Origin of the sequence: Natrinema halophilum, from assembly GCF_013402815.2 — an archaeon.
GTDB lineage: Archaea > Halobacteriota > Halobacteria > Halobacteriales > Natrialbaceae > Natrinema > Natrinema halophilum.
Genome location: NZ_CP058601.1, coordinates 1,686,149 through 1,702,484, shown reverse-complemented (window position 1 = coordinate 1,702,484; position 16,336 = coordinate 1,686,149). Strand labels below are relative to the sequence as shown.

Genomic DNA, 16,336 nt, shown 5'->3' with positions numbered 1-16,336 from the left:
TGGCGATCCTGGCAGTTGACGCGACATCGCTTAGGTAGCTCGCGGATGTATCGCCGAGTATGGTCACTACGATTTCGCCCGAGCGACTCGCCGAAATGCAGGACGAAGGCGCGGAGTACGTCCTCGTCGATACCCGTCCCGCGGACAGCTACGAGTCCTGGCACATCGCCGGCGCGATCCACTTTCCGTTCGGCCCCGAGGAGGAACTCGACGGGCGACTCGAGGACCTCGAGGACGTCGTCGGCGACGCAGACCGCGTGATCGCGGTCTGTGCGAAGGGGATATCGTCGAGCAATCTGGCGACGCGCCTCGAATCGGCGACCGACGAGTTCGACGTCGCAGCCGTCGACGGCGGGATGAAGGGGTGGAGCGGCGTCTACGATAGCGTCGAGATCGCTGTCGACGACGGATTGACGGTCGTCCAGATACAGCGACGCGCGAAGGGGTGTCTGGGGTACGTCGTCGGCTGTAACGAGACCGGCGAGGCGATCGTCGCCGATCCGACCGCGGACACCGACGAATTCGAGGTCGCCGCTGCGGAAGCCGACCTCTCGATCACAGGCATCGTCGACACGCACGTCCACGCCGACCACATTTCTGGCGGTCGCGAACTGGCGGACGACCTCGAGGTTCCGTACTATCTCGGCGAGCGCGCGGATCAGCGCGACGTCGAACGCGAGTTCACGCCGCTCGAGCGCAACGAGGTACTGACGGTCGGCGAGCGCGAGATTAAGGCGGTGTTCGCCCCGGGCCACACCAGCGAGATGATCAATCTACTGGTGGACGACGCGGCGCTTTTGACCGCCGACACGCTGCACGTCGATTCGACCGGCCGAACGGAACTCGAATTTAGCGACGACGAGGGCGAGCGGGGGGCGAGAATGCTCTACGAATCGCTGCACAGGACGATCCTGGCCGAACCCGAAGGCATCGTCGTGCTCCCAGGCCACGTGACGGTCACCGCTGACGGGAAGTTCGAACACGGTGCGCCGGGCGAGCCGATTCGGACGACCATTCGCCGTGCGCGAACGGGAATCGACCTGCTCGACCTGGCGGAAGACGCGTTCGTCGATCGCATGGCCGATGCAGGCGAGAAGCCGTCGAACTACGAGGAAATCATCGAATATAATCGAGGCGTGACCGATATCCCGCCAGAAGAACGGGTCGAACTCGAATTGGGGCCGAACAACTGTTCGGCTTGATACGGTGGGTCCGACGAGGATTGTTCGGATGACGATACAGACTGCTGGTCGGGCGTCTCTGCCTTCGAGCCGGCGACCCCGCTGCCAATCGTGGCGCTGCAGGCGGCACAGGTGGTCGCGTAACATTCCTTCGACGCTGCGAAGAAACCAGTCGGCCCATCGGTTTCCACAAATTCGATGTCCGACCGATCCGAAAGGGTCGTCTCACAGTCGGGACAGTGGACCATACCTCGGAATGGACACTCGTTATGAAGGTCTTTTCCCGCTACGTCTTTGCGGAGCAACGAGACGGCGTCAAACTGATCCCATACCGTGCGAGTAGCCGTCACCGCGAGTACGTCTCGAGGCGGGCGAGTCGGCCCGCCGTAATTTCAAAGAAGTCGGCGAATTCGAAGATCGTTACCTCATCTTCGGTCACGCGACCTCGGACTGCGACCTGAGCGTCCGATGCGACGATCGATTCGAGTTCGTGGTTCGTGTCCGCCTCGGGCCGCTTCTTGCGCATGAATTCGATGAACTCCTCGCGGCTATCGAACGACCGGTCCGGACGATGCTGGACGAAGTCGGCAGTGAGAGCGTTCTCGAGAGCGTCGTAGTTGTGCTCGTCGAGGGCGTCGTAATAGCGGCGAACGAGCGTTGCTCCGCCGAGGGTCGGATCGTCGGTTGCGTTCTCCTCAGGGTCCATACGAGTACGTTCGTCGCAATCATCAAAAGTGTCCAACACTCATCACGGTCTTCAGGTGAGTCCGTTTTTGTGCCTCACCTCGAGGTGTTGATTCTTGCAGGCGATCGCTCGCAGGCGGCGCCAGCATGGACGATCGGTGGTCGCCCGGTGGCCGCCGACCATCGGGATAACACCTCGGCCGGAGTTACTAAACACAGTCACGCAGTGTTTCCCAACCGTATGTCGATCCGTCGATAAAACTCGATTCCGGCGTTGCACGCCGTATTATGTCGGTGACATATCGATGTTCAGCGCTTTCCGAATGAGCTGATTACACGTCATCGAGCAGAGGAAATACCAGAAGAGCCATACCGGTATGAATCCGTGCAGGGTCGCTCCCCACGTGACTTCGCCGGCCAACGGAATGACGATCATCTCACTGCTGACCGAACCGCCGAACATCTTCCAGTAGAGCCAGAGGAAGACCGGAATGGTAAAAAGCATGATCCATACCATCGGTCGGAATTGCAGTTTGAACATCCCGAGATTTTCCGCCATCGCTTCCATCTGTTCTTCGCGGGCCCGCTCTATTTCGTCCTCGAGTCGTTCGATTTCGGCGTCGCTCGCTCCCCGCTCTTCTGCCTCTTTCTTTTGCTTCCGGAGATCTTTCTGTTCGTTCTGAACCGATTTCATCCGCTCCTGGTATTTGCCCATGACCTCCGTGTTCATCAGGTTCGCCTGAAGCAGCGACGAATAGAGACCGGTTATCAATGCGAGGGAAAGGACCATCGCGTAGAACGGTAACACTGCATCGAGCGGTCCGAGCGCGATGTTGACCGTGTTTCCGACGACGTTTCGAATGGAATCGAACCAGTACCCGGGCATCAACAGGAGCGCACCGATGCCCGCTAATTTGTCCCACTGCGACCAACTCGTCTCGTCTTCGTCGATGTCGACATCGGCAGCGGCCGACCCGGCGCTATCGCCGTCACCGTCGAGCGCTCTATCGAAGGCTTCGCGATCGGCGATCACGAACCCTTCGTTGCCGTCGACCAGCACGCCCTTTTCGATGAGTCGGCCCCACTGCCCGCTCGTCAACTCGTCGTTGACGTCAGCCCACTGAACCTCTCCGCCGTCTCTGTCGGCTGTCTCGCGGATGGACTCGAGGGCGTCCGCCATCGAGGGGTCCTCGCTAACGAGGGCGTCGATCTTCTCGGCTGTACGCGTCATCTGGTTGTGCTAGGCATCGTCCAGTATACAAGTGTTTTTCTTCGGTCGCACCAAGAATGAGGTGCTCGCGGTGAAGTACCTCACCCTGTTCCGCCTGTAGATCGGGGGTCCGTCTGTCCTTCGAGTGACTACTTCCAGACGTGCAGGATGAAACGGAATGGATTCTAACAGATCTGTCGTTTATTATTGGTCACCGCTGGGAATAACATCACAACCTGGTCACAACCGTTTATTGCTACTCAGGTATATAAGATTCATATGCCCACCATATTTTTATAACTCGATAGCCAAGGACTAAGAGAATCAATGGGTGAAAAGGGGAGGGGGTTATTGACGGACACGTCTACGGAACGGGGTGCCAGTCCGCTGGTAGGAATCGTCTTGCTTATCGGCCTGGTTCTCGTAAGCGCCATCCTCGTCGTCGCTATCGGAATGGTCGCGATGGATGCGATTCAGTCACAAGCGTCGGGCGAGCACGGGACACAGGTCATGCGCGAATTTGACACGGATCTGGAGACAGCGATACTGGACAATTCGACGAGCGGGTCCGTCTATCTGGACAAAAACGGAAAGTACGATATCGTAAATGAGGCAAGCATCAAAGTCACCGCTGCGAACGAGTACGCGTCGAGGAGTACGGTGATATCGATGGGATCGCTTCGGTACGAGGACGATTCCGGAAACGTGTTTGCCCACCAGGCTGGTGGCGTCTGGCGCGGAGAAGGTGATGAATCAAGGGTCGTTTCGAAGCCGGCGATTCGGTACTACGAATACGGGGACAGAGGTCGAGTCGCACTCTCTATTCCTAATCTCAGTGGTAACGTGGACGGTGGCGCGAACAGGGTTGTCAGTCAGCCTGCATCAGATAATCGAGCGGGGAAACTGACGCGAGATCTCGGCTTCGTCAATTACGTCAACATCACCGTTTCCGATACCGACTACCACAATGCCTGGGCGAAGTTCTTCGAGGACGAGTTCGACGCCTCGAGCCGAGACGATCTTACCGATTGCGCCGTCGGCGCCAGCGTGAGTGATCCTATCGTCTGCCACGAAGGCAAGACGGTCACCGTCGTCGCGCCGATCGAGGGAAAGAACCCGTTTGCGAGTCACGTCGGAATCGATCCGACGATCTACGGCGGTCTCTACACCGATGACGATGATCTAACCGTCGATGATTCTGTGCGAATCGAGAGATACAACGGGAGCGTCGGGTGGGTCGACGATGGAAACGTCACGGAGGATCTGCTCGTCGCCAACGGGGACATCGATCTGCAATCGAACGCGAACATCACCGGTGTCCCCGTAGCAAACGGACAGCTTTCCGGAACGAGTGGCGCTGTTACCTCCAGCATCGCCTTCGCAACGAAACCGGATGGAATGCAGATAGACGTCATCAACGGAACGAACGTCTACAACGTGACGGGTACCACGCCACCGGACGTCTTCGGAGCGAAGATGATTCGGTCCTTTGACGCGGTGGAGCCCATCGATACGGAGATTGACCGCGCGATCGGTTTGATCGACGAGTACGGTAATACGACGACTGGGGCTGCCGGAACGCTCGAGAGTGCGCCGGACAGAGACGGATTTTACCACGCGACGGGGACCGTAAACGGTATCGATACGATCGACACCAGCAAGGGGGCAGTCCACGTTGCAGTCGACGGCGATCTCGATCTCGATGACGTCGACGTCGTCGGGAATGGCCGGGCGTATTTCTACGTTTCCGGAGACGTCGACGCAGACGACGTCACGGTATCAAACGAGCAGGCGCGGCGTCTCTGGATCTACGGAACGGGCGATGCCGAGGTTACGGTCCGTGACGAATTTCAGGGGGCTATCTACGCGCCGGGTAGCGACTCGCTTAGGATCACGAAGGATACGGAGGTGTTCGGCACAGTCGTGGGCGGCAACGAAGCGGATATTCGCGAGAACGTAAGCATCCACTTCGACAAAACGCTGCGAACGGATATACCAATTCCGGAGGAAAACAGGGCTGTTTCGATCACGATCGCCAAACGACGGCCGCCGCTTGACGTCACGTTCGTTCTCGATCGATCGGGGTCGATGGCGTCGAACGATCCGGACGAGAAACGCGTCGACGCGACCAAAGAGTTCATCGGACTCCTGAACGCGGGTCGAAGCGATCAGGCCGGCGTGTACGAGTTCAACGCGAACGGACACGAAATCCACTCTTTGAGCGGCAATCTTTCGTCGGTCACTGATAGCATCACAACCAGAGACGAAGGCAGTACGGATATGTCGGCCGGAATGGAACCCGCACTCGACGAGTACGCGATCAACGGCAACGACGCGGCCGAGCGACACATGGTGTTGTTAAGCGATGGTCAAAATACCGCCGATAGCTACTACAATCGTAGCTGTGGCTGTCTTCGATTCAAATCTGACACTCGAACGATGAACCAGGCCGAACGGGCGGCGGATATGAACGTGACGATCCATACGATCGGCCTCAGCGACTCTGCAGATGAGGACATGTTAAAAGACGTTGCCGACGAAACCGGCGGGAACTACTATTCCGTCGAGAACGACGACGAACTCGAGGAAGTCTTTCGAGGCATCGCAGACGAAGTGACGGCGTCGTCTGAAACGTCGTTCGCGGTCTCCTCGTTTGAAGAACCGACCACGGCTCCAAAAGATTACTCGGTCACTATTAGAGAACAATCGGTCACGCTCGGAAAATCCTGACGAGCGAGTTCGCTGTCGGCGGATACGGCTCAATCTTTCGGATAGACGCACTTCGTGACGACGTCCGAACTGACCATCTCGAAATGCTGTCTGTTGGAGACGACAACCGTAGGAGCGGTGCTAGCCATCGAAAACGACACATGGATGGCCTCGCGTTGGCACGGATGGCCTTGCGTTGGCACGGATGGCCTTGCGTTGGCACGGATGGCCTCGCGTTGGATTCTCGGGTCGAACGCGGCTCGTAACGATACCGAAGGGGCCGTTCTCACCGTTCTCGTGCGTTGCTTTGTGAAATGAGATAAAACTGCACTTGAGGGCATGTAGCAGTAGAATTCTGCACCCGAAGCGAAATAAAATACTCATTGAGAACTGAGATAAACTGTCGTAAACGGTGTAATCGAACGGATGTATTATCAACTAGAGTGAAAATAACACTGCGTATGAATTTGCCTCGGAAGAGAATGGGTGGGAGGATCCGAGGGCAATCCCCAATATTGGCTGTTATCCTGTTGATCGGGATGGTCGTGACAATCAGCGCCGGTATCTTGCTCGTCGGTGCCGACGTGATGACAGATGCAGAACAGCGTTCGGAGAACGAACGCATCGAACAGTCGTTCGTGGAATTAAGTCAGCAGATGTCGACGGTTTCGATGGACGGCGATGCCAGGCGGTCGATGACGTTCGACGCCGGAAAGAAAGGGGCGATAGTCAAAACGAATACGGCGTATATCAACATCTCCGGGAACAACGTCTCCGAATCGATTCAGGTGGGTGCGATCGAATACGAAGGTGACGATGGGACCAAAGTTGCGTTTCAGGCGGGTGGGGTATTCCGCGAAACCGGATCCGAGACGCAGGTCGTTTCGGCACCGCCGCTCAATTACGATCAAGAAACGAATACGTTCTCGTTCCCTATCCTCCAAATAGACGAAGAGTCGAGTCTCAATTCGGGCGACGTCTCGTTCAGGTACAAAAATAGTACGCCGCATCACGATTCGACGTACGTCGAGCAGAGCACGGTAAAACTCAACATTACGAGTGAATACTGCACAGGTTGGGAAACGTATTTCGAGGAACAAACTAAAAAAGCCGAAGGACAGGCCATCTACGAATCGTGTAGTGAGGGGGATGACGACACCCTCCGCGTCAGACTCGGTCGAATGACCGTTCCTGAAAAAACGTTCGCAGACGGTATCATCGCGGGTGATGTGTCCTACCAGGGGTCGAAACCGAACAACAGTGACGTCACCGAGACTGACGGCGACTCTCCCCCGAAACTGGACGGAATGATCGACCAGATGGTGTCGGACATGGAAAACGACAGTAACGTCACGCGACTCGGATCCGTGGGGGATACGGTGCCGAACGGTACGTACTTCGCCGAAGATGTTACGGTGGACGATGATCTGACGTTCGATCTCGAGGACGGAGATACAACACTCGTCGTCGAAGATGAGTTGATCGTAGACGATGGAACCCTTCACGTCGAAAATTGGAGTCAATCTGAAAGTACTGACCACAAACTCCAGATCTACGTAAAGGAAGGAATGCACGTCAAAAGTACCGAGATGTGCGTTGCACCGTGTTCGTCGGGTAACGTCGACTCGAAGCAACTTCAGGTCTACGGAACGTCGGAAACCCACCTTGCATTGGGTACGGGAAATACCTCCTTCGAGGGCATAATATACGCGCCGGGAGGCGAGGACTGGAACAAGACGAACCGATACATCACCAACAAAGAGGCACAGTTGGTGGTCCAATCGAACGTCGATATGGTAGGTTCGACCGTCGTATCGTCCGCCCATCTTCAAAGCAACGCCCTGAGCGGGTTATACGATGCGTCACTCGAAACGTTCAGTCCGGAGGTCGCTCCAGAGGGCTATCTCTTCCCGCCACACCTGACCTACCTCAATATCGCCGAACACATCGTCGAAGTGAAAAACACGTAACGAAACGTTCGTTTCCGAATGGGTACTCCGACACCCTTCGTTTCGAATCGCGTCGGGGCTGTTCTACGCGTTCCGTTCGATCGTTTCCGTCACTTCTTCCCAGACGTCATCGGGGGCTTGCTCGCCGTCGACTCGCTCCAGATTGCCCTGTTCGTCGTAGTACTCGATGACGGGTTCGGTGTTTTCGCGAAACACCGACAGTCGCTCTTTGACCGTCTCTTCGGTGTCGTCGTCGCGTTGCTCCAGACGCTGTTCGATTTCCGGATCGTCCGGCGGGTTGTATTCGACGTGGTAGATATCCCCAGTCTCGGGGTCGAGCCGACGGCCGGTCAGCCTGTGGACGAGTTCGTCTTCACCCACCTCGAGATACAGGACGACGTCGAGGTCGGTCATGTCCTCGAGTTCCTCGGCTTGCTCGAGATTCCGCGGGTAGCCGTCGAGGACGAAGCCGTCGGCCTGGCTGAGCGCTTCGTCGACGATGGCGTTGACGACTTTGTCGGGGACGAGTTCCCCTCGATCCATGTACTCGCCCGGCGTGTCGTACTCGGTGTCCATGTCCGAGATGTCCATCTCCTTGTTTCCTCGCAGTGCGTCGCCGGTCGTGATATGATCGACGTCGAATTCCTCGGTGATCCGTGCACTCTGGGTCCCCTTCCCTGCCCCGGGAGCGCCCAGGATGAGGATTCGTGGCTGAGCCATACGAAGTCGTTCAGGGCCAGCGCATAAAGGCTTAAAGAATCGGGCACGTCGGTCCGATATGACTCGCTTCGACGCCGCCGATCCAGCCGAGCGACGAAAACTGTACGTCGACGCCATAACTGCTCATCGAAACCGCGGAAGCGGCTTTCTGACGCTCGAGGTCGACGATGCCGAGCTCGATGCTGCAGATGATGCCCCCGACGAATCGACCGGCGCGCCCGACTCCAGTGGGGACTCGGCCGACGAAAGCGTCGAACTGGATGCCCCGTGGGTTCAGTTCGGGAACGGAACGCTCAACCTGGACTGTACTGACGCGGAACTCGACTCGCTCAAGACGCTTCTCGAGGACTTTCCGGCGTTCAAGATCGACGATCTGATCCGACCCGAGGAAGCCGAGGGGGTCAACGCACGTATCAGCGCGAAAGCGGATCCGAACCGAATCGCTCAGTTCATCGACGGGGTCTTCCTCGAGGTGTACGGCTTGCCAGCAGAGATCCGTGTCTGGGTCGTCGAGGTGTAAACCGCCGGTGAGCTACCGAACGTGATCGAAGGAGCAGGAATTTACCTCGGTGGCCGGACGAACGGTGTCACAGATCTATTACTCTCACGAGTACCACGAGCAGATATGAATATAGAGCGATGCAACGACCGACAAACCCGACGGTGTAACCTACTTCGCGACGGTTTCCGCTGGCCAACCCCGATCACGAAACCGACCCGACATCGGTCGGACTGATCGCTGATCTTCCGGGTGACTTCCTCGGTCTCGCGGATGGTTGGTTCGACGCATCGCGAATCCGCGTTTCAACGGCTGGTGGACCCGATCCCGTACTCGGTGCTGCGGTCGCTCGGCCGATCGCAGCCGATACGACAGCGAGAACACGGTGTTGTACTTCGCGGCGACGAGCCAATGGTGGACGCCGAATCCTTCTCGAGAAGTGGACGGCCGACCACGGTTTCGAAACCGACGTCCGTTCGATCTTGCTCACCGAGAAACGACACGACAGACCGCTTCGCGAACCTGTGTTCGGCACGCGGGAATAATCGGTCCGCGATCGATCGGACTGCGGGACCTGATCCGAATACCCGTCCCCAGGTCGATGGGAAACGTCCCCGTTTTTCGAGCAACGCACACGTTCGCAAGCGCCCGGCCATTAACGGGCGACAATATTACGGGCGACAATACGGACACTCGTGGCAATACAGACACCGGGTCGTGGACCGGGAACAGAGACTGATCGGAGAAACGCCCCACGGAGCAACAGCGACAGACAGAAGACCATCGGCTCCAATCGTGGAGTGATGAAACGGGAACGATCGGCGTCATTCGCTCCGGGATTTGTCAGCGCACTTCGTCGTCTCGGGACCGACAGACCGCAGTAGCAGGGCGGTTTCCAAATAGATAAGTGGCCCCGGCAATCATCGTCCGACATATAAGCGACCTTCAAAAGAGGTGAATACAATCTACAGCGCACTTACGACCCCGCTGCAGCAGGCTCGCACTCGAGTCGACGTGTTCCAGGAGATCTTTCTGGTCTTCCTCGCACTCGGGACTATCGTCGGCATCGTCGTCGTCGCGTACACCTTGTACAACGCGTACAAGTACCGTGATACCGGCGAAACCGATTCCGATGTGAACCTGCCATCAGTCGGGGAGTTACCGACAGGCGGAAAGGGCGGCAAGAAACTGTTCCTCTCGTTCGGCATCAGCGCGATAATCGTCATTTCGCTGGTTGTCTGGACGTATAGCATGCTGCTGTACGTCGAAGACCCCGGCCAACAGCAAGAAGAAGAACTCAACGTCGAAGTTACCGGACAGAACTTCGCGTGGTTTTTCGAGTACGAAAACGGTATCCAGTCGACGGCCACGCTTCGCGTGCCGGCCGACGAACGAGTCTGGCTAGATGTGACGTCGGGCGACGTCTGGCACGCGTTCGGTATACCCGATCAACGGGTGAAAGCCGACGCAATTCCGGGCGAGTATGACAGGACGTGGTTCGAAGCGGAAGAAGCAGGTCAAACACACGAGATCAAGTGTTACGAGCTCTGCGGTGAATTCCACACGTCCATGACCGGGAGCGTACAGGTCATGGAACCCGAGGCGTTCGACGAGTGGATGAACAGTCAGCTGACGATGTCGTATACGGTTCAGGACGGGAACGAATCGCCTGTAACGGAGGGGTACGAGCTGACTGTCGATCACCAGGAGCGTGATTTCGAGCAGACGTACTCGGCCGATCAATTCGACGAGAACGGCACGATCGAGATCACCGAACTCGACTACGGTGGCGCTTACAACGTAACTCTCACGTCGACCGACGACCAGTTCGAGTCGACGACGAAAGAGATCGACATGACCGGTCCGGTTTCCGAAACGTTCACGGTCGACGTTGGCAATACTACTGAAAGCGACACGAATGGTAACCAAACAGGAACGAACGATGGAGGTGGCAACTGATGAGTGATCTTCCGCCAAAGCGGTCGATCAAGCGGTGGCTGGTCACGACGAACCACAAGGACGTGGGTGTCCTCTACCTGGGGACCGCCCTGTTCTTCCTGCTGTTCGGTGGCGTCCTCGCGCTGATATTTCGCGCCCACCTGTGGAAGGCCGGCGGGACGGGGCTGCTCTCGAACGATCAGTACTATCAGGCGGTGACCGGTCACGGCCTGTTGATGGTGTTCTGGTTCCTCTCACCGATCGCATCCGGGTTCGCGAACTACTTCGTCCCGCTGCAAATCGGTGCGAAGGACCTCGCCTTCCCACGTCTGAACGCACTGAGTTACTGGTTTTACCTGTTCTCGGGCGTTCTCATGGGCCTCTCGTTCTTCCAGGGTGGATCGTTCTCCGGCGGCTGGACGATGTACTCGCCGCTGAACGTGCCCATGTACAATTCCGTCATGGAAGTGACGGCTGGTGGGAACATGACCATCCTCGCGCTGGTCCTGTTTACCATCTCGATTACGATGGGGACGGTGAACTTCCTCACGACGATGCACCGGTCCCGCGCCGAAGGACTCGGCCTGTGGAACATTCCGATGTTCTCCTGGTCGTGGCTACTGACGATCTGGATGATGCTGTTCGCCTTCGCGGCGCTGCTGGCGGCGGTTCTGTTGCTGTCGATCGACCGGATCTTCCTCACGCAATACTTCGCGACGAACGAGGGCTCGAGTCTGATGTGGGCCCACGTCTTCTGGTTCTTCGGCCATCCGGAGGTGTACATCGTCTTCTTCCCGGCACTCGGGATCATGTTCGAGACGTTCCAGACGTTCACCGGACGGCGGCTCGTCGGCCGAAAATGGGTCATCATCGCGATGGTCCTGGTCGCGGTGCAGTCGTTCCTCGTCTGGATGCACCACATGTTTCTGTCGACGATCAACCTCCCGATCAAGACGCTGTTCATGGCGACGACGATCGGGATCTCCCTGCCGTTCGACCTGATGGTCTTCGCGCTGATTTACACGATGGTCAAGGGACGCGTCCGGTTCACGACGCCGTTCCTGTTCTCGCTCGGGGCGCTCCTGTTGTTCATCCTGGGCGGGATCACGGGCGTCTTCCTGGGTGCCGTCGTCCTCGACTACGAGTTCCGCGGCACCTACTGGGTCGTCGCGCACTTCCACTACGTGATGGTCTCCGGCGTCACGGCGCTGGTCGGCGGCCTCTACTACTGGTGGCCAAAGATCACCGGGAAGATGTACTCCGAGAAACTCGGTAAGCTCAGCTTCGCCGTCTACTTCCTCGGGTTCAACCTGCTTTACTTCCCGATGTTCCTCGCCTGGGAGACGCCGCGGCGCGTCTTCCACTACCCCGAGGGCACACAGGTCTACCACCAGCTGGCGACGGTCGGGGCGTTCGTCCTCGGACTGTCGTTCCTGCTCGTGTTCTTTACGCTGGGGAAGAGTCTAGTATCCGGCCCCGACGCGCCGGACAACCCGTGGACGTTCTCGCGGACCGCCGAGTGGGCGATTCCCTCGCCCCCGCCGCTCGAGAACTGGCCTGATCGACCAAGCTACGCCAGCGGCAAACTCGAGTTCGTCGATGATGCGGCGGCTGCGACCGACGGCGGCGTCGCTCACGGCAAGGAAGCGGCCGGGACGGCGGCGGTCTCCCATGAGGAAGAACACGCCGACCACGCCAGCATCTGGCCGTTCGGCATCGGCGTCGCCACCGCTACGTTCTTCCTCGGCTTGAGCGGGATGTCGCCGTACGTCTACTCGTTCGTCACCGAACACATGCACGCCGGCGAGTTCGTCACCCTGTCGGATTCGGCACCGGCGAAAAGCATCGTCTATCCGGCGCTGACCGCGATCGGGATCGGTCTCCTCGCAGTCACGTTGTTCCAGTTCGGACGCGAGCAGTTCGACGCACCCGAGATGGCGGTCGCCGAACGCTGGCCGTTTGGCGGCATCAATAACGAGAAACTGGGCGTCTGGTTCTTCCTGGCATCGGACGTCGTCGTCTTCGGTGCCGCGATCGGTGCGTACATCTTCATGCGCATCCACGGCGGCTGGCACAACTGGCATCTCGACTCGATCACCATGGCCGGCCTGTTCAACACGTACGTGCTGTTGACCTCGAGTTTCGCGGTCGTTATGGCACACGTGATGGCCGAACGCGGAAACAAGAAAGGGCTACTCGCCTCGCTCGGTGTCACGGTCCTGCTCGGATTCGTGTTCATGGGGGTCAAGGCCTTCGAGTACAGCAGCAAGTTCGCCGACGGTCACTACTGGTTCAGCGGGATCGAATACTCGTTGTACTTCGTGACGACCGGCCTGCACGCGCTGCACGTCATCCTCGGACTGTTGATCGCGCTGTTCATGATCTATCGCATCGTTTCGATCGATGCGTACCTCGAGGATCACATGCCGGTCGAGTACTTCGGCCTCTACTGGCACTTCGTCGACATCGTCTGGGTGTTCCTCTTCCCGCTGTTCTACCTGATGTAGCGCCTCGCCGCTACGCAGGATCTTTCATTTTCGGCTTCGGGTTTCGTTGATTTGCGTTCACGCTCGACCGTCGTAGATCGTAAAGAGCAGTTTTCGGTCCAACCACGACACGCGTAGCGACGCCAGAACCGGGTACGCTTTTGCCTCCATCCCGAGGGATGCCTCGAGTTAAGCGCATTGCGGAGGGGTCACCGTCCGTCGTTTGGAGACGGTCGAGATCGGTCCGACGCGGAACAACCGTGCCGAACTACGGCTGCGATAGCGGTGGCACAGGGACTGGATGAGGTGGGACGTCTGAAGGCACGGAATCGGTTCGGCCGCTCGAGTGGCGGGTTTTCTACGGCCGGCACAGATTGAGGGCCTTTTGGGTCATTTGAAACGAATCTCGTGACTGAGCGAAGCGACGCATCGCGGGAGTATGGCCCCCGTGGGAGGCAGGCGGGACAATCGTCCCGCGCCAGCCGCCGCGACATCGTCGGCGTGGACGCCGACTGCTCGAAGGCTCGGAGACGTTCTCCCGTCCGCGAACGATTCGGCTTCGCTCGATTCGAGGCGTCAAACCGTCTCGAATTACATGGTCCCAAAGCGGGTCACCCTGTCCAGAGCGATTTACTCCGCTTAGATCGGTTCACCCTGCCCAGACCAGCGCGTACACGAAGGTAAACAGGAAGTAGACGAGAAAGACGGAGATGGCCGCCTTGAAGTGGAACGTAAACAGTTCGTACTCCTCGTCGTCGCGTTCGTCGTCGAACGCCTCTCGCTCCGCGTCGGAACAGACGTCCGCGTGGTCGACGCCGATGTGAAACGTGACGTAGCGGTCCGATCGAAACGGCCGACCGCAGTACGGACAGGTGACTCCGGGCGTTTCGTCCGCTGGAACGTCGTACTCTCGCTCGAGCGAGTGCTCGGTCGCCATTCGATCGTGTATTACGGCGGTGTGAGGAAGTGCTTGCCGGTTCGATGCTGCGAGAACTCCTTCCCGTGTGTCTCATTCCCGCAAGCGATCAACTCGGGACGTACGGGGGGCTCATCGTTCCCTGGGAAACGAGGTAGAGGCTCACCATCGTGAAAAAGACCATGAAGACGATGAGCGGATACTGACTCCTGATCGCCTGGAGCTTGCCGGGAAACAGCTCGAAAGAGACGGTATGTGCGATCCACACTGCGAGGACGTGGCCGAGCAGGATACCGCTTATTTCGACGTAGCCGAACCAGCCCGGCAACGCGTACTGCGTCGGGTTCGGCGGCGGAGAAAGCGGCATCGCGAGTGCGTCGAGCATGGACGGCCACAGCGACAACCCGAAGCCGACGTAGTGGGCGAAATGATAGCCGGCCGCGATGGCCAAAAGCGGTGCGGCGAAACGGAGGCCGAGGTAGTGTCGTGAAAGGTAGGTCTCGGCGCGCTCGCGCGTTCGATCGATAGCCAGCCAGTACACCTTCCAGAACAGCGCGAAGCCGCCGACGAGCAAGCCCAGGTAGACGAAGACCGGCGGTACTCCGAATCCGACGAGCGCTTCGATCGCCCGGACGCCCAGTGGCGTGACGATGAACCCACTGAATGTCAGCTCCCAGACCAGTGCGATGACGAAAGCCACGAGCGAGGAGTCGGTAACGAGGTCGTCGTCGCTCAGTCTCGATCCGGGATATCGCAGTTCTAATCCGTCGTCCGTGCGCTGGATCGGTGCGACCGCGCCGTAGCAGCGAAACCACAGCGAGAGCGGGTCGCCGCGGCGAAACCACGTTTCCGGTGAGAAGACGATCGCACTCGAGATCGTAAACAGCGAGTACACGACGAGGACGGCCAGTAACGCATCCGGCGACGAGGTCAGTGGCGCGACAATCTCGAGCCAGACGAACGTCAACAGCGCCACGACGGCCGGCCAGGAGCGGTACGCGTCGGGATAGGATTCGTAGCCGTTCGGAAGCGCGGCGGCGATCCGACGCCACGGGTTCAGCGCCGGCCACGGATTCCCGACGGTGTAGGTGACGATCGTCAGCAGTGCGCGTCCGCCGACGAACGTCAGCAGGACGGTCGCACTGACCAGTCCGATATTCGGACCGGCGAGCCCGGCAGCGACGATGAGCGCGAGTCCGACGAGGCCGACCGCGCCGAGCAGGAGCGACCCCGCGGCCAGCAGCCGATCGGCGGAGGCCTCGAGGGCGCGATCGTGGTAGGTTCCGATCACGTCGCGGTCGGTGACGAGCATCGTCACCAGGGCCGACGCACCGACGGTACCGCCGCCGGTCGCGAGATACAGCCACGTCGGGACCGTGACGTCGGTCGACCCTGTCAGACCCGCGGCGACGTTGCTCGCAGCGACGATGCCGGTTCCCGCCGCGAGAGCCGCCAGCGCAATCGCCAGCACGATACTGGTCCGGCGAGTCAGGGCCGAACGTTTACTCATTGTCAGCTAGTTACGCTGACGGCCCATCTACGTGTTGCTTCGCCGCGATCCGCTGGTCGCGTGGCACTGGCTTCGATGGTCTCGACGACCGTCATCACTCGACGGCAGAATCGGCATGAGGAAGGTATAAGTATCCGTCAAACGCAATCCCGACCAATGACGAGCGTTCGGACGTACGCCCTGATCTACGTAGCACTGATACTGTTAGCGACGGGGAAGTTTGTCTTCTTCCACTTCGATGGGATTTTCAAATATTGGATGGCGATCACCGGAACGCTGATCCTTGCGGCCACCAAGACAACACTGATCGCCGGCTACTTCCAGCACCTCAAAGACGAGCCACGCTCGGTCTCCTATCTGATGCTCACCGCGCTGTTCATGGTGCTCCTGCTGACGCTCGCGGCGGGGTACTCGATTCAATAAGACTTTCTGTTTTCATCTCCTCTCTTTGGTGAAATTTAGAGCACCAGTAATGATCCCCACTTGGTAACCATTTTATCAGTTTTTGACAACCTCGAAAGAAGCATTTATAGA

The 16,336-nt window shown here is 58.5% G+C and carries 12 protein-coding genes; 7 read left to right on the top strand and 5 right to left on the bottom strand.

Annotated elements, in window-relative coordinates:
* Window positions 1–59: 59 nt before the first annotated feature.
* Window positions 60–1,202 (top strand): MBL fold metallo-hydrolase, encoded by a 1,143-nt coding sequence (locus HYG82_RS29135; RefSeq protein WP_179260578.1) that lies wholly within the window; start codon window positions 60–62, stop codon window positions 1,200–1,202.
* A gap of 325 nt (window positions 1,203–1,527) precedes the next feature.
* On the opposite strand, the gene HYG82_RS29130 is transcribed toward HYG82_RS29135, so the two are convergent.
* Window positions 1,528–1,887: a nuclear transport factor 2 family protein gene (locus HYG82_RS29130; RefSeq protein WP_179260577.1), complete on the bottom strand. Its 360-nt coding sequence runs from the start codon at window positions 1,885–1,887 to the stop codon at window positions 1,528–1,530.
* A 264-nt stretch (window positions 1,888–2,151) separates the two neighbouring features.
* On the bottom strand, window positions 2,152–3,096 hold the full coding sequence (locus HYG82_RS29125) for a DUF106 domain-containing protein (RefSeq protein WP_179260576.1): 945 nt from the start codon (window positions 3,094–3,096) through the stop codon (window positions 2,152–2,154).
* Window positions 3,097–3,402: 306 nt separating this feature from the next.
* Between HYG82_RS29125 and HYG82_RS29120 the strand changes: the two genes are divergently transcribed.
* Window positions 3,403–5,805: a vWA domain-containing protein gene (locus HYG82_RS29120; RefSeq protein WP_179260575.1), complete on the top strand. Its 2,403-nt coding sequence runs from the start codon at window positions 3,403–3,405 to the stop codon at window positions 5,803–5,805.
* A 440-nt stretch (window positions 5,806–6,245) separates the two neighbouring features.
* Window positions 6,246–7,754 carry a DUF7289 family protein gene (locus HYG82_RS29115; RefSeq protein WP_425495404.1) on the top strand — a complete coding sequence of 503 codons (1,509 nt, stop codon included), beginning with the start codon at window positions 6,246–6,248 and terminating at the stop codon, window positions 7,752–7,754.
* A gap of 63 nt (window positions 7,755–7,817) precedes the next feature.
* Here the strand turns inward: HYG82_RS29115 and HYG82_RS29110 are convergent, their stop codons facing one another.
* A complete protein-coding gene (locus HYG82_RS29110; protein ID WP_179260573.1) occupies window positions 7,818–8,453 on the bottom strand; it encodes an adenylate kinase in 636 nt (211 codons plus the stop codon).
* 58 nt (window positions 8,454–8,511) lie between these two features.
* On the opposite strand from HYG82_RS29110, the gene HYG82_RS29105 reads away from it, so the two are divergent.
* From HYG82_RS29105 to HYG82_RS29095, 3 genes are all read left to right on the top strand, one after another.
* Window positions 8,512–8,973, top strand: coding sequence for a DUF7975 family protein (locus HYG82_RS29105; RefSeq protein ID WP_179260572.1), 462 nt, complete (start codon window positions 8,512–8,514; stop codon window positions 8,971–8,973).
* 933 nt (window positions 8,974–9,906) lie between these two features.
* Complete coding sequence (gene coxB / locus HYG82_RS29100) at window positions 9,907–10,911, top strand: cytochrome c oxidase subunit II (RefSeq protein ID WP_179260571.1); 1,005 nt, start codon at window positions 9,907–9,909, stop codon at window positions 10,909–10,911.
* Window positions 10,911–13,397, top strand: a complete 2,487-nt coding sequence (locus HYG82_RS29095; RefSeq protein WP_179260570.1) for a cbb3-type cytochrome c oxidase subunit I — start codon at window positions 10,911–10,913, stop codon at window positions 13,395–13,397. The genes coxB and HYG82_RS29095 overlap by 1 nt, the downstream gene beginning before the upstream one ends.
* Before the next feature lie 628 nt (window positions 13,398–14,025).
* On the opposite strand, the gene HYG82_RS29090 is transcribed toward HYG82_RS29095, so the two are convergent.
* Entirely contained in the window at window positions 14,026–14,313 is a 288-nt protein-coding gene (locus tag HYG82_RS29090) for a DUF7410 domain-containing protein (RefSeq protein WP_179260569.1), read from the bottom strand.
* A gap of 88 nt (window positions 14,314–14,401) precedes the next feature.
* Window positions 14,402–15,802 (bottom strand): hypothetical protein, encoded by a 1,401-nt coding sequence (locus HYG82_RS29085; protein ID WP_179260568.1) that lies wholly within the window; start codon window positions 15,800–15,802, stop codon window positions 14,402–14,404.
* Window positions 15,803–15,958: 156 nt separating this feature from the next.
* Between HYG82_RS29085 and HYG82_RS29080 the strand changes: the two genes are divergently transcribed.
* On the top strand, window positions 15,959–16,225 hold the full coding sequence (locus tag HYG82_RS29080) for a cytochrome C oxidase subunit IV family protein (RefSeq protein WP_179260567.1): 267 nt from the start codon (window positions 15,959–15,961) through the stop codon (window positions 16,223–16,225).
* The last annotated feature ends 111 nt before the right edge of the window (window positions 16,226–16,336 follow it).

Bases quoted from the DNA above. Each gene is read 5' to 3' on its own strand.
- HYG82_RS29110 (WP_179260573.1), bottom strand. From the start codon at position 8,453: ATGGCTCAGCCACGAATCCTCATCCTGGGCGCTCCCGGGGCAGGGAAG.
- HYG82_RS29090 (WP_179260569.1), bottom strand. From the start codon at position 14,313: ATGGCGACCGAGCACTCGCTCGAGCGAGAGTACGACGTTCCAGCGGAC.
- HYG82_RS29125 (WP_179260576.1), bottom strand. From the start codon at position 3,096: ATGACGCGTACAGCCGAGAAGATCGACGCCCTCGTTAGCGAGGACCCC.
- HYG82_RS29085 (WP_179260568.1), bottom strand. From the start codon at position 15,802: ATGAGTAAACGTTCGGCCCTGACTCGCCGGACCAGTATCGTGCTGGCG.
- HYG82_RS29095 (WP_179260570.1), top strand. From the start codon at position 10,911: ATGAGTGATCTTCCGCCAAAGCGGTCGATCAAGCGGTGGCTGGTCACG.
- HYG82_RS29130 (WP_179260577.1), bottom strand. From the start codon at position 1,887: ATGGACCCTGAGGAGAACGCAACCGACGATCCGACCCTCGGCGGAGCA.
- HYG82_RS29105 (WP_179260572.1), top strand. From the start codon at position 8,512: ATGACTCGCTTCGACGCCGCCGATCCAGCCGAGCGACGAAAACTGTAC.
- HYG82_RS29120 (WP_179260575.1), top strand. From the start codon at position 3,403: ATGGGTGAAAAGGGGAGGGGGTTATTGACGGACACGTCTACGGAACGG.
- HYG82_RS29115 (WP_425495404.1), top strand. From the start codon at position 6,246: ATGAATTTGCCTCGGAAGAGAATGGGTGGGAGGATCCGAGGGCAATCC.
- HYG82_RS29080 (WP_179260567.1), top strand. From the start codon at position 15,959: ATGACGAGCGTTCGGACGTACGCCCTGATCTACGTAGCACTGATACTG.
- HYG82_RS29135 (WP_179260578.1), top strand. From the start codon at position 60: ATGGTCACTACGATTTCGCCCGAGCGACTCGCCGAAATGCAGGACGAA.